14 protein-coding genes are annotated in these 12,779 nt (G+C 49.4%); 5 read left to right on the forward strand and 9 right to left on the reverse strand.

The window, feature by feature from the left end:
* Positions 1-44: 44 nt before the first annotated feature.
* Complete coding sequence (locus tag V2I46_10245; protein ID MEE4177878.1) at positions 45-329, forward strand: LysO family transporter; 285 nt, start codon at positions 45-47, stop codon at positions 327-329.
* The gene (locus tag V2I46_10250) at positions 326-943 is read left to right on the forward strand and encodes a lysine exporter LysO family protein (protein MEE4177879.1); all 618 of its coding nucleotides are present in this window, start codon (positions 326-328) and stop codon (positions 941-943) included. Before V2I46_10245 ends, V2I46_10250 begins: the two co-directional genes overlap by 4 nt.
* Here V2I46_10250 and V2I46_10255 read toward each other — a convergent pair.
* The 5 genes from V2I46_10255 to V2I46_10275 all read right to left on the reverse strand — a co-directional run bounded on the left by V2I46_10255 (position 935) and on the right by V2I46_10275 (position 5,995).
* Complete coding sequence (locus tag V2I46_10255; protein ID MEE4177880.1) at positions 935-3,112, reverse strand: ComEC/Rec2 family competence protein; 2,178 nt, start codon at positions 3,110-3,112, stop codon at positions 935-937. The two genes, V2I46_10250 and V2I46_10255, sit on opposite strands and share 9 nt — an antisense overlap.
* Before the next feature lie 47 nt (positions 3,113-3,159).
* Positions 3,160-4,284: a lipid-A-disaccharide synthase gene (gene lpxB, locus V2I46_10260; protein ID MEE4177881.1), complete on the reverse strand. Its 1,125-nt coding sequence runs from the start codon at positions 4,282-4,284 to the stop codon at positions 3,160-3,162.
* 18 nt (positions 4,285-4,302) lie between these two features.
* A complete protein-coding gene (locus tag V2I46_10265) occupies positions 4,303-4,575 on the reverse strand; it encodes a hypothetical protein (protein MEE4177882.1) in 273 nt (90 codons plus the stop codon).
* On the reverse strand, positions 4,568-5,338 hold the full coding sequence (gene surE, locus V2I46_10270; GenBank protein MEE4177883.1) for a 5'/3'-nucleotidase SurE: 771 nt from the start codon (positions 5,336-5,338) through the stop codon (positions 4,568-4,570). The genes V2I46_10265 and surE overlap by 8 nt, the downstream gene beginning before the upstream one ends.
* Positions 5,339-5,416: 78 nt before the next feature.
* Positions 5,417-5,995 (reverse strand): DUF502 domain-containing protein, encoded by a 579-nt coding sequence (locus tag V2I46_10275; GenBank protein ID MEE4177884.1) that lies wholly within the window; start codon positions 5,993-5,995, stop codon positions 5,417-5,419.
* A gap of 165 nt (positions 5,996-6,160) precedes the next feature.
* On the opposite strand from V2I46_10275, the gene V2I46_10280 reads away from it, so the two are divergent.
* The 3 genes from V2I46_10280 to V2I46_10290 all read left to right on the forward strand — a co-directional run bounded on the left by V2I46_10280 (position 6,161) and on the right by V2I46_10290 (position 8,176).
* Positions 6,161-6,838, forward strand: a complete 678-nt coding sequence (locus V2I46_10280) for a zinc metallopeptidase (protein ID MEE4177885.1) — start codon at positions 6,161-6,163, stop codon at positions 6,836-6,838.
* A gap of 623 nt (positions 6,839-7,461) precedes the next feature.
* Positions 7,462-7,722, forward strand: a complete 261-nt coding sequence (locus V2I46_10285; protein MEE4177886.1) for a hypothetical protein — start codon at positions 7,462-7,464, stop codon at positions 7,720-7,722.
* A gap of 229 nt (positions 7,723-7,951) precedes the next feature.
* Complete coding sequence (locus V2I46_10290) at positions 7,952-8,176, forward strand: hypothetical protein (GenBank protein MEE4177887.1); 225 nt, start codon at positions 7,952-7,954, stop codon at positions 8,174-8,176.
* Here V2I46_10290 and V2I46_10295 read toward each other — a convergent pair.
* The 4 genes from V2I46_10295 to ccsA form a co-directional block, all read right to left on the reverse strand.
* Positions 8,142-8,741: a Maf family nucleotide pyrophosphatase gene (locus V2I46_10295; GenBank protein ID MEE4177888.1), complete on the reverse strand. Its 600-nt coding sequence runs from the start codon at positions 8,739-8,741 to the stop codon at positions 8,142-8,144. The genes V2I46_10290 and V2I46_10295 overlap by 35 nt on opposite strands.
* Entirely contained in the window at positions 8,728-9,684 is a 957-nt protein-coding gene (locus V2I46_10300; protein ID MEE4177889.1) for a geranylgeranylglycerol-phosphate geranylgeranyltransferase, read from the reverse strand. The genes V2I46_10295 and V2I46_10300 overlap by 14 nt, the downstream gene beginning before the upstream one ends.
* Positions 9,685-9,702: 18 nt before the next feature.
* Positions 9,703-10,224, reverse strand: a complete 522-nt coding sequence (locus V2I46_10305) for an HAD-IIIA family hydrolase (protein ID MEE4177890.1) — start codon at positions 10,222-10,224, stop codon at positions 9,703-9,705.
* A gap of 116 nt (positions 10,225-10,340) precedes the next feature.
* Entirely contained in the window at positions 10,341-12,731 is a 2,391-nt protein-coding gene (gene ccsA / locus V2I46_10310; GenBank protein ID MEE4177891.1) for a cytochrome c biogenesis protein CcsA, read from the reverse strand.
* Positions 12,732-12,779 lie beyond the last annotated feature (48 nt).

Genomic DNA, 12,779 nt, shown 5'->3' on the forward strand with positions numbered 1-12,779 from the left:
AAGCGCTTTTTTTTATTTCCTTTGCAGGGCAATCCGAAATTCTTATGCTTGAAATTCTCCTTTTAATGGCCCTTGGAATGCTGGTGGGATATTCCCTTCGCGGGAAACAAAAAGCCATTTCGCGAATAGAAACAGCTATCCTCTGGAGCATTTTCCTGCTTTTATTCTTCCTTGGTTTATCCATTGGGGGCAATGAAGTGATCGTGGCCAGCCTGCCAAAGCTGGGCCTCAACGCCCTGATCATCACCCTGGGCGGAGTAGCCGGAAGCCTGCTCGCAGCCTGGGTAGTCTGGAAACTGGTCTTTGCCAGGGAAAGGAGGAAAGATTGAGGGCCAGCCTGATCATCCTTGCCTTTTTCGCTACCGGATTATTGGCGGGCGTTCTGGGCCTTTTGCCTGCCAGCCTCAATGGGCAGGATCTGAGCACTTGGGCCCTTTACCTGCTGATGTTCCTGGTGGGCATCAGCATCGGCGCCGACCATCGCGCCCTCGATGCCCTGAAGTCGCACGGTTTAAAATTATTCCTGGTACCCCTGGCGACAATCATTGGAACCTTTGCAGGCGTAACAGTCATCCATATCCTCACCACCAACCTGTTGCTGGGCGAGAGTCTGGCTGTGGGCGCAGGCTTTGGCTATTACAGCCTGTCGAGCATCATCATCGGCGAACTGCACAGCGAGGCACTGGGCGTCACTGCCTTGCTGGCCAATGTGATGCGCGAGATCATCACCCTGCTAATGGCACCGTTCTTTATGATATGGTTCGGAAAGCTCGCCCCCATCACCGCCGGAGGCGCCACCAGCATGGACACCACCCTGCCCATCATCACCAGAGCCTCGGGTAAAGACTTCGCCATCGTTTCCCTCTTCCATGGCATGGTGCTGACCATACTGGTGCCCTTGCTGGTCACATTCATTGTCTCCCTAATCCCAGGCTTACAATGAAGTGTAATCCTTCCTTCTTTTCTTTTTAAAAGGATTACCCCTGCTAAGGTCTGCCTGATAAGCCCCTTTATCCCAAACATTCCAGCATTCTATACCTGCCAGTTTGCATGCCTCTTCCCAGCGCAGGTTCATCCAGTGATAGTTCGAGCCATCCACGATAACCAGGCCAGGCAGCAGGCATTCCAGGATCTTTTGGGGATCGTGACGGGGATTATTGTTAATGATCAGGTAATCGATTGGAAAGCCCGGTGCAGGAAACTCTTTCGGACATTCCTGATTGAGTACAAATAAATTCTTTTCTCCAAAATGAATGAATGGTCCCTTGCAGGAAAACTGATCAGCTGCAATAAGGGAAGCTTCCTTTCCGGAAACATGCACCGGTAAAACATTACGCACACCCAGCCTTAAACGGTTCCCTTCCGTCTGATAAACCATTTGCTCAGATGAGATCTCCTGATCCGCGCAAATTAAACAAATCGCCAGTTTTCCCCCGATGAAATCGATGGCTCCCGCACGGTTCACGGCATATACAACCAGGCTTTGCTGCTTCAGGTTAAGGATACTTCGAACCGAGAACGAGGTCATTACAAGCAGAATCGTGATCAAGGCCAGGGGAAGCATTTTCCTTCGTCCTTCTACCAGGAACAAGCCCAGGAAAAACAACAGCAGGAGCAAAACCATCACTTCGGGCAGGTTGATGTACACCCCATTCAGGGTGGAATGCGGCAGGCCCTCAATGAAATGCACTGCATGCTGTACGAGGAACACCAAACCAAAAAGCAGCTTTCCCGAAAGCGCGCCCAGCAGCGGGATGACCGAAAACACCAGGGCGCCAAGAGCTGCATAAATTATCAGCCCTGCCAGGGGCACCACGATCAGGTTGGTGATCAGGAAATAATTGGGAAACTGGTGAAAGTAATACAGGCTAAGGGGGCCAGTGGCAAGTTGGGCGGCTAAAGAAACGCAAAGCAAAGCCCAGGCCTTGTCGAGCAAGAAGTTCTTAAAACTGAGCAACCTGTAAAAGAAGGGCTGCAGCGCCACAATGCTGAACACGGCGAGATAGGACATCTGAAATCCCACCTGTGTAACGATCCAGGGGTTAACAATCATCAGCAGCAAGGCAGATGCCGCCAGGTTGTTATACACGCTGGTAGTCCGTCCAAGGCCCTGTCCCACCGCCACAAAGCTGAACATAATGGTGGCACGCAGCACCGAAGGAGAAAAGCCGGTGATAGCTGCATAAAACCATAGCATAAGAAGCAAGAGCGCTGTCTGAATGCTTCTCCCCTGCCTGAACCTGCGCAGAAACCCGAGCAAAAATTTCATCACCAGGTAAATGATCCCCACGTGCAGGCCCGAAACACAGAGCACGTGCATGGCGCCGGCACCGGCAAATTCACGCTGCAGGTCTTCGTCAAGATATTCCCGGTAGCCCAGCACCAGGGCGGAAACCACTGCAAATTCCCTGTCACCCAGGCCTTGCTTCCTGAAGACTTCCAGGGCTTGCTCCCGCAAAGCCAGTGCTCCCTTCACAACAAAAAAGCCCTTGCTTTCCCCAGTCTTCTGCCAGGTTCCCTTAGGCCGCCAGCACTGATGGAAGATATTTCGGTGAGCAAGAAACTGCTGGAAGTTGAATTCACCCGGGTTCCGGGGTGCCTGCACTTCCCTAAAGTCATTTTTCACAAGCAAGTAATCTCCATAGCGAAGACCTGCTGCCAGGCTGTCCTTCTCAAGGTATAGCATCAGTTTTCCCGAAACGTTCTGCTGAAGGCTGTCACCCATCACCCGCTCAACTCCGGCAATGACCTGGAAAGAATTGGCTTTCTCCGCAACAGGGTGCTGAACCCTTAACAAAAGTAAACCACCGGCATCTGCGAAACGGCTGAAATGATCCGGACGCCTGAGTTGATGATGATTTTGTGAAATATGATAGCCTGCCGTGAAAAGAAACACAAAAGCCCAGGCACCGAACACCCATCGTCCAGAAAAAATGGAGGAAAATACTTTACGGGCCAGTATCCCCGATATGAATAAAAGAAGATAGGTATATAAGAATGTTTGTGAGGGGAAACCACAGGATGCCGTCAGGTAAGCAAGAATTCCGGCGGTAAAGGGCACGATCAGTCTGGCCAGGGGGATATGTGCTCCCACGCTCATCTCACCCCGCAAAATTAAGGCGTTTTTACATATACCGCAAGAGCATTCTGTACTGATTTTTAATTACCTGCCTGGAGGAAATCGATAATATGGGAGGCAGCGTCTTCGCTGGCGCCTTTATCTCCCAACTTATGCCTCAGTTCGCTGTATCCGGAAAGGATTTTCCCGACATAATCCTGGTCATTTAGCAAACGGTTGAGTTCCTGCTTCAGGTCACGGGCATTAAAGTCATCCTGGATCATTTCGCGTACCAGCGGGCGATCCATTACCAGGTTTACCAAGGAGATATACTTCACCTTTACCAGCCTGCGGGCAATGAGGTAGGAGATTCGGCCGGCACGATAACAAACGGCCTGGGGCACTCCAAACAAGGCTGTCTCAAGGGTAGCAGTGCCAGATGTGACCAGGGCAGCACGGGCATGCGCCAGCAGGCGGTAAGTCTGGCCAAAAAGAATCCTGATATTGGTCCCTGCCGTCAGCTCCTGATAATAGCTTTCGGGATGGGCCTTCACCCCTGCCACCACGAACTGGTATGCGGGAAAATGCCTGACCATAGAAGCCATCAGCTTCAGCGATGCCGACAGCTCCTGCTTGCGGCTGCCGGGAAGCAATGCCACAATGGGCCTTTCGGCAAGTTGATTTTCCTGAAGGAAATCCCCCAGGCTGTCATCGCCTGTGTATTCTTCCAGGGCATCGAGCAAAGGATGCCCCACATAGTGGACCTCCACCCCGAAACGCTCATAAAAAGTCTTTTCAAAGGGCAGGATCACCAGCATCCGGTCCACATCGCGCCTGATCTGTTTTACGCGCGACTGTTTCCAGGCCCAGATCTGGGGCGAGATATAATACACCACCCGGATGCCCTGTTCCCTGGCAAACTTGGCCATCCTGAGGTTGAAGCCAGGATAATCTATCAGGATCAGCACATCGGGTTTCCACTTCAACAGGTCTTTCTTACACAGGGCGATGTTACGCAGAATGGTGCGAAGGTTCAGCAACACCTCCAGAAATCCCATGAAGGCCAGCTCGGTGATATGCTTCACCAGCTCACCCCCTTGGGCCACCATACGATCGCCGCCCCAGATGCGAAATCGGGCATCGCCGTCACGGGCCATCAGCGCCCTCATTAGGTTGCTGGCGTGCAGATCGCCCGAAGCCTCTCCGGCAATGAGGTAGTATTTCATAAGAATTGCTTGCTGAGCTTACATGAACAAGAAAATAGCCAGGAAAATCAGGAAGGTCACAAGGATAATGCCCCTGCCCGTGCGGTCATACTTCAGTTTCACCATATAATACCTGAACACCAGCAGGTTGGCGGCAATGCCCACCAAGCCAGGAACCTGCGGATTAGGGGGGTACAACAGGCCCTCTGTCCTGCCCCAGAAACCCAGGATCAGGATCGTCAGTCCGTATAACACCAGCGGAAGCAGGACTCCAATGAGGATTCCCAGGATCCAGTCGTCTTTTTTAAACATCGAATTGCCAGGTTTTTATTTCCGGAATGATTTGATGCGCGGTAAAGTCAAACTGCGTAGGCACAAGCGAAATATAATTGTTCTTCAGCGCCCACTCATCGGTTTCGTTGCTGTTCTCGTGAAGCTCAAAGCGTCCGGTGAGCCAGAAATAATCTCTCCCCCGGGGATCCTGGCGATGGTCGAATTCCTCATCCCAGTTGGCATTCGCCTGACGGCACACCCTGATACCACGAATCTGGTCTTCGGGTATTGCAGGAATGTTCACATTCAGGCAGATCCCCGATGGCAGGCCTTTTTTCAGCACGTTGCGGGCAATCTCCTGTACATACTTTTTGGCGGCATTGAAATCGGCGTCAAAGCGATAGTCGAGCAAGGAAAAGCCAATGGAAGGAATGCCTTCCATGGCCCCTTCAATGGTGGCCGACATCGTTCCGCTATATATAACGTTGATGGATGAATTCGAGCCGTGGTTGATGCCCGACACAATCAGGTCAGGCTTGCGATGCAAGACCTTGTTGACCGCGATCTTCACACAGTCAACGGGAGTGCCGCTACAACTGTACTCTTTATGGTCGCCATCCACGCTGATCTTCTCAAGGCGCAGGGGGCTTTCGAGGGTCACCGCATGCCCCATCCCGCTCTGTGGACGGTCGGGGGCAACCACCACCACATCACCCAGTTCCAGCATAAAATGCACCAGGTGCCTGATGCCCGGGGCCATCACCCCATCGTCGTTGGTAACAAGAATAATCGGTTTCTGCATATATAAATTTTTCTTAGGCAAAGCTAATCAAAACCGGGGGTTTTTCAAGGCAAAATCCCTGGCAAAACCCAAAGAAAACTACACCCTGGTCACCCCTCCCGAGACGATGAACTTCATCGCCTCAGTGGAAGGAACATTTAGCGGAGTCACCTGATCAGCGGGGACCAGGAACAATTCGCCCGAGAAGTTATAGGAATGCGGCATGTAAACCGCCACCATCCCGGCTCCCAGCCCAAGAGCCGACAAGTCCTCCTCCGTAAGGAAACCCATCTTCACCACCTGGTTCTCCTTGTTCATCATCACCAGAACAGGGCGCGTGAACTTCTTTTTCTTGCCCATAAAGGCTGACAATAAGTCCTGGAGGGAGGAATAAAGAATGCGGATCAATGGCACCCGGTCCAGTAAGCTGTTTACCAGCTTCGAAAGCCGGGTACGAAGCAGCAGCGACCCCACCGCTCCGGCCAGGGTGATAAAAGCCAACACCAGTAGCAGTCCCAGACCCGGTATTTTCAGCGGAATCAAACCATCAAAAAAGAGAAGCACTCCCCATATAACATAAAGCGTAATGGAAATAGGGGCCACCAAAAGCAGGCCCTGCAAAAAGAACCCAAGAAGTTTACGAAAAAACTTTCGGGATGTTGAAGTTTGTGATTGCATAGAATGGTTTTTTATTTCAAAGGTAACCCTGAAACAAATGATGAGTTCACAGGGTTTAACGATTTTTAACGCAGGTCAAAATGGCAGTAAATACGCTGTGGCCTGTTTTTTGACTAATTTTGATTAAGAAAATCCTCAAAAGTAACTCATTAAAACTGAAACAAGATGCCGGGAATTTATATCCTTTTCTTTGTGTTCATGCTGCTTAGCTGGCTTGTGTCGGCCCGCTTGCAATCCCGTTTCAAAAAATACTCAAAGGTGGGTTTGCGCTCCGGCCTTTCGGGCCGTGAAGTAGCTGAAAAAATGCTTCACGAAAGCGGTGTTGAAGGCGTGCGGGTAATCTCCACGCCTGGGCGGCTTTCCGACCACTATAACCCCCTCGATAAGACCGTGAACCTGAGTCCTGAAGTGTTTAGCGGACGAAGCGTAGCAGCCGCCGCCGTGGCAGCCCACGAATGCGGCCACGCCATACAACACGACAGGGCTTATGCTTTCCTTCAAATGCGCTCGGCTTTAGTGCCCATTATCAGCGTCAGCTCGAAGTATATGCAGTGGGTATTGCTCGCGGGTATTCTCCTGATCCAGACCTTTCCCGCCGTGTTGCTGGCCGGTATCATTATGTTTGCCCTCACCACCCTCTTCAGCTTCATCACCCTGCCCGTCGAATTTGATGCCACCCGCCGTGCACTAGGCTGGCTCACCGACTCGGGGATGGCCGTTGGTGAAGAATACAGCAACGCCAAAGACGCCCTCAAGTGGGCTGCCCTTACCTATGTGGTCGCAGCACTGGCCTCACTCGGAACCCTGCTGTATTACATCATGATCTTTAGCCGGAGAAATTAATCAAATCCGGAATAACCTATTAAACCGCCCTGGTCTTTTTGCCCGGGCGGTTTTCTTTTTTCTTGACCCCATTTTCTTTAATATATTGACCTTATCCCCTGCCCGACCCTTACCAAAGACCTACCATGGTCGTGTCAGGTAAGGCCCCGTATGACCCAGGTAAGACCATTACAAGAGGATGGTACGACGATGGTGTCATCATATATTGTTTTTTTAAACCAAATCATTAATTTTTTACAACAAAAATTCTGTTTTGCTTAGATCGGGACCCCATTCATGCCCATCAGGGAATTATGACCCTGAGGTAAAAAACTATTCATTATCAATGTATTATGATCCACAAGAAAGCAGCTCTTCCTACCCCCACATGTTCAGAAGGCCCCATGAAAATTTTCCAAAGCAATGATCCAAAACATTTGATGTATCAGCCTTTGAATTATCCAGAGAATGGAGTAAATTGCATGTAATTAATTGTCTTCTTCCAGTGATTTAATTTCCAGATGTTGCAATCAAGAGAGTGGATGATTCTATATGGCATGCGGAAGATTTCTCTGCCAAGGGTCTGAAGAATGACCATCTTTTTGAAAGGATTTCCAGAAAAAGTAGAACAAAATTCAAGGATCATGGAAAATGTGCTTATTGTTATTGCCATTATCGGGGTCACCGTTTATGTCGTTTCAAGCATGATGATGGTTGATTACCTAAAAAAAAGAGGGGAAAAGATTAACTATATCTGGATCAGGTTGTTCCTTTTTTCCTATGCAGACAAGTACCAGAAAATGACAAAAGAAGAGACTGGCAAAATAGGCCCCCTGTTTTATGTCTGGATCACTTCGATCAATGCGGCCCTTGTTTGTGTTATCCTGATAGCGTTTGTAATTTAGGTAAATCCTTTAAATCAGCCCAAACCAAAGCGTTTTTAATGGATTTCCTGGTATTTGCCACATCCCAGAAAAATCCATTGAAGGCCTTTATGCAATCCTATTTTTTCCGAAAAACAAAACGGAAAGAATCCTTTTCAAAACTTCGTGTCCGGTTTAAACTATTATCAATCTGAAAAAAAATCCAAATGCCAAATAATGCCTCGAAAAAAAACGTTAGCCTATAAAAACCATGAAAAAGATTATCCGTTTCTTACGTGTTTTCCTGACAATCTTATTGATTCCGGGTGCTTTTTTTGCTTTTCTAGCGGGCACCGATATTTTCCATGGAATAGAACCCGATCTGACCTTGGAATGGACTATTTTCAGCAGTTTTTTCTACTTGTGCTGTTTCTTTTTTTTGGTCAACCTGGCAGATTTAATTATTGGTGCCCGAGAAGAGCCTTTAGTTCGGTAAACACCCTTTCAACGGGTAATCCGACCACATTGAGGTAGGAGCCTTCGATGTGGTGAATACCCACGTGGCCGATCCATTCCTGGATGCCGTAAGCGCCGGCCTTGTCGAAGGGTTTGTAGGTCGTTACGTAATACTGAATTTCTTCCTCTTTCAGCACCCTGAAAAAGACGCGGGTGGTCTCAAAAAACGATTTTTCTTTTTCCCGGTGGCGGATGCATACCCCCGTGATCACCTGGTGGTCCTTGCCCGAAAGGCTGCGCAGCATCCGGACTGCGTGTTCGTGATCACCAGGCTTGTTGATGATCTTGCCATCATCGACCACGATGGTATCGGCAGCCATAATCACAATGTTCTCCGATTTCAGTTCTTCGGCGAAAGCACCTGCCTTTTCACGGCTTAATCGCAAGGCCACGTCCTGGGGGCAAAGGCCGACAGGAAAATCTTCGGAAATGGGTTTCACCAACACCCGGAAAGGAATGCCAGTTTGGGCCAGCAGATCGCGCCGCCGGGGCGACTGGGAGGCCAGGATGATATCAAAGGATTTCAGGCTTTCAAAAAATTGCATCAGACCCGATAAAGAAATATTGAACGATCATTGACAACACCCCTGCCAGCATGATCAGTTTCAGGATTTGCTGAATATTACCAAAATCAAGGACCCCCAAGGCTTTGCTTACGTGGTAAAAAACAAGGGAGAACGGGATTACCACAAGAACCAGAAAATAGGAGACAATAGTAAAACGGCCCTGATAACCCAGGTAAACCATATATGCAACGATCATCAGGATTGTAAAAGCCATAAGAGCCATGACCACCATACGGGTGGTTTCAAGCCCGGAAACGACAGCCAGCGAGCGGCAGCCTGTTTTTTTATCGCCTACATAATCTTCCATATCCTTCACGATCTCGCGAATAAGTGAAGTCAAGAATGCAAAAAATGAATAAAACCTGACGAAGAAATTCACCTGCATCATCTCGCTGGTAATGGTTAATTGCAAGCTAGCGGCGCGGTATTCGACCAGCCATACCAGCGGGATGACCATTGCCGAGAGCAGGGCAATAGTGATATTTCCCGTAAGAAAACTGCGTTTGAAACGAACGCTGTATAACCAGAGGGCCATTGGCACCGCAAGGAATATAAAGGCCAGGGGCCAGTAACGTATCTTCCACGAGAGGTAAAGAGCCAGCGCAACTCCCATGACATTAAGGAGCGTATGGAGCAGGATGGTGGTGCGGCGGGTAATCAGGCGCCCCACGATGACCTTGTTGGGCTTGTTGATGCGGTCGACCCTCAGGTCAAAATAGTCGTTGATGGCATAGCCCGCAGCACTGATGAGCATGGTAGCCAGCACGAGCAGAAAAAAATCAGTGTTGGAAAGGGGTAATGCATGGTCTGCAGTGCGGAAAACCGGCAAGATGATACAATACCTGAAAAGGACCTGGGTAAGGGCTACCATAACCAAGTTGTACCACCGCACCAGGATAAGAAAAGCGCCAAGTTTCTGCATAACTCAGAAAATCCTTTTTTACCAGTGGAAGCCGTCGTCGTTAAACCAGGTACCATGTACTTTCATCACCTGCTCGATGACATCGCGCACGCAACCTTCGCCCCCTTTAAAGGCCGAAATATATTTAGAGATGCCTTTGATCTCTTCAGCAGCATCGGCCGGACAAGCAGGCACCCCAACCATTTGCATGACCTCGTAATCGGGGATGTCGTCGCCCATATACAAAATTTGTTCTGGCTTTATCTTCTTTTCGTTGAGGAATCTTTTAAACACTTCCAGTTTATTGCTCACGCCGAGGAAGATATCTTCCACACCAAGCAGGGCAAAGCGAGCCCTGACGGCCTTGCAGTTGCCGCCCGAGATGATCATGATCTGGTACCCTTTGCGAATGGCCAGCTGAAGGGCATAACCGTCCTTGACATGCATACTGCGCAGCATCTCATTGTCGAGGGTCAGCAACACGGTGCCGCTGGTCATAACGCCGTCCACGTCAAACACGAAGGTCTTTACGGAAGAAAGCAGTTGCTTGTAATTTGTCATAGTGTTTGTGTTTTTAAGATCTGCAGGCTAATACACTGGAGACATTAAAGTTAAAACAATTTATTGGTTTATGCATAAGCGCTTCCCTGAAGGAGAACACTTTGCCTGATTTCAGACTATTCCTTTGCATCGCGGTTTTTCCAGCGGTGACGGAAGGCTATTAAAAAGCCCAGGAGCATGACAATTATACTGAACCACAAGAGGTTGATGAATGGAAAAATGACTGTTTTGATGATGACAAAATCGGGGCGTGCTTCAAATACCTCAAGGATAATGTTCAATGGTTTTTCGCTCACTTCCCTGAAACGGAACTTCAGGCCGAGGTCAAAAACTTCGGCATCCTGATGGAGCATGACTCCTTCACGGACCATAAAAACCGGATTCACCTCATAGCGTTGCCCGAAGAGGGTGATCAGTTCCATCCTGGCAGTGATGCTGATGTTATCGGGATCCAGGACACCCCCCGGGGCTTCCACTCCCCAGAGCACCAATTGGTGGTTTTGTACCTGTAAAGTATCGTTGATAGCTACTTCGGCTTCCTGCAGCAGGCTCTGCCCGGCAAGCTGTTGTCCTTCAACAGGCAGATCCGCAAAGGTCACATACGTGAAGATATCGCGCGTCAGGCTATAGCGCGAATAAGGTTCATACACATTGCCCATCCGCTCGTTGAGCAGGACAGAGGGGTAAGAACTGAATACCTGGTAAAATTCCCCTTCGCGGTTTTTCTTCAGGAAATCGATCTGGTAAACGATCCTGTCTCCTGACTGCGTCTTGTCAGTATAGGTCACGTGAAATTCACCCATAGGCAATATCTCGTCGCGCACCAGCAACAGGTTCTCGCTTGAAGGGAATCCGGCACCCAGGTCATAACCGGAAGTATTCTCAGAGATGACCTCCTTTTTTGAGAAGGTCAGCATCAGGGCAAGCAGGAACAGGGCTACGCCCAGATGGCTGATCACAGCGCCATTGGTGACATATTGCCGGTAAAAGCGCAGCACCAGGTCGAGGGCAGAGAACAGGGCAAACAAGGCCGAAAAAGTATATAGGACATAACCTGCCAGGGTAATCTCATAAAACACCACAAGAAGGATGGTACATACTAGGGCCAGTGCAGCGGAAAGCACAACGGAACGCAGGAATTTCCTCAGGTCATTCTTGCCCCATTTGATGAAATGGGTCACACCGATAAGGAGTGCCAGCACAATGGCAAAGGGCAACTGCCAGGCATTGTAATGGGCCACTACATCGGAGGGGGGTGCCAGATTCGTTCCAATCAGACGGTTCAGCACAGGAATGGAGGTGGTGAAAATAATTTGAAAGGCAGAAAGCACCAACACAAGAGCACCAATAAACAACCAGAACTCGCGGGTAAAAGGCTCATCGCTGTCCTTGGAGGGCAGGTGGCGGAAGTTCTTAATGAGCAATACCAAGCCCAGAATCAGAAAGGTGAAAATATACACCAGCAACTGTTTTCCCATACCATCATTGCCAAAGGAATGCACAGAGGTGTCTGACAGGACACCGCTGCGTGTCAGAAAAGTGGAATAGATGACAAGGATAAGCGCCAGGATGGTAAACAGAAAGGTCGGGAACAGATTGTTTTTCCTTTTAGAGGCAATGAGCATGGTGTGGAGGGCAGCCACCAACACCAGCCAGGGCACCAATGAAGCATTTTCGACAGGGTCCCAGGCCCAGAAGCCACCAAAGGTAAGGGATTCATAGGCCCAGACACCACCCAGCAGCAAGCCTGCCCCAAGGAAGAGTACCCCCAGCAGGGTCCAGGGCAGGGCCGGACGGATCCATTCGTGATATTGTTTTTTCCAGAGGCCTGCCAGGGCATAACCGAAGGGTACGAGGATGGCAGCAAAACCAATGAAAAGAATAGGGGGGTGCGAGAGCATCCAGAAGTTACGCAGCAAGGGATTTAATCCATTGCCATCTAATATCATTGAAACATAATTGGGGTTTTGGAAGAGTGGGTCGCTGGCAAACTCAGGTAAGCTGCGCAGAAGGGCAAAGGGATCCATACCGATTTGAATGCTTCCGAAGCGCCAGCCCAACATCATGGAAACCATGAAACCCTGGGCAAGGGAGAAAAAGGTCATCACTGAATTCTCCCAATTTTTGGCATACCGGATCAAAAGGTTCCCAAACAGGGCCTGACATAGGGTCCAAAACAGGAAGCTCCCCTCTTGCCCCGCCCAAAAGCTTGAGATCATATAACCAAACCCGAGGTCGTTCTCGACATGGGCCCAAACGTAACGATACTCATAAAAGCGATTCAGGAGGATGTAAAACAGGAAAAAAGAAGCTACCAATACGAGGACACTATGGACGCGAAAAACAATCCTGCCCCAGTGTCTCCACTGGCGGCTGTCGCTGCGTTGTGAAGAGGCAGCCTGAAGATATGCAAATGCTGCAATGAGTGCGGAAAAGAATGCAAGCACAAGGGCAAAACGGCCCATATTGCCTGGAAACAAATGTTCACCCAGGTATTGAATATCCATATTGAAATTGAATTATGTTGGGAGCAAATATACCCAAATATTCCAAAA

Source organism: Bacteroides sp., from assembly GCA_036351255.1.
Taxonomy (GTDB): Bacteria; Bacteroidota; Bacteroidia; order Bacteroidales; family UBA7960; genus UBA7960.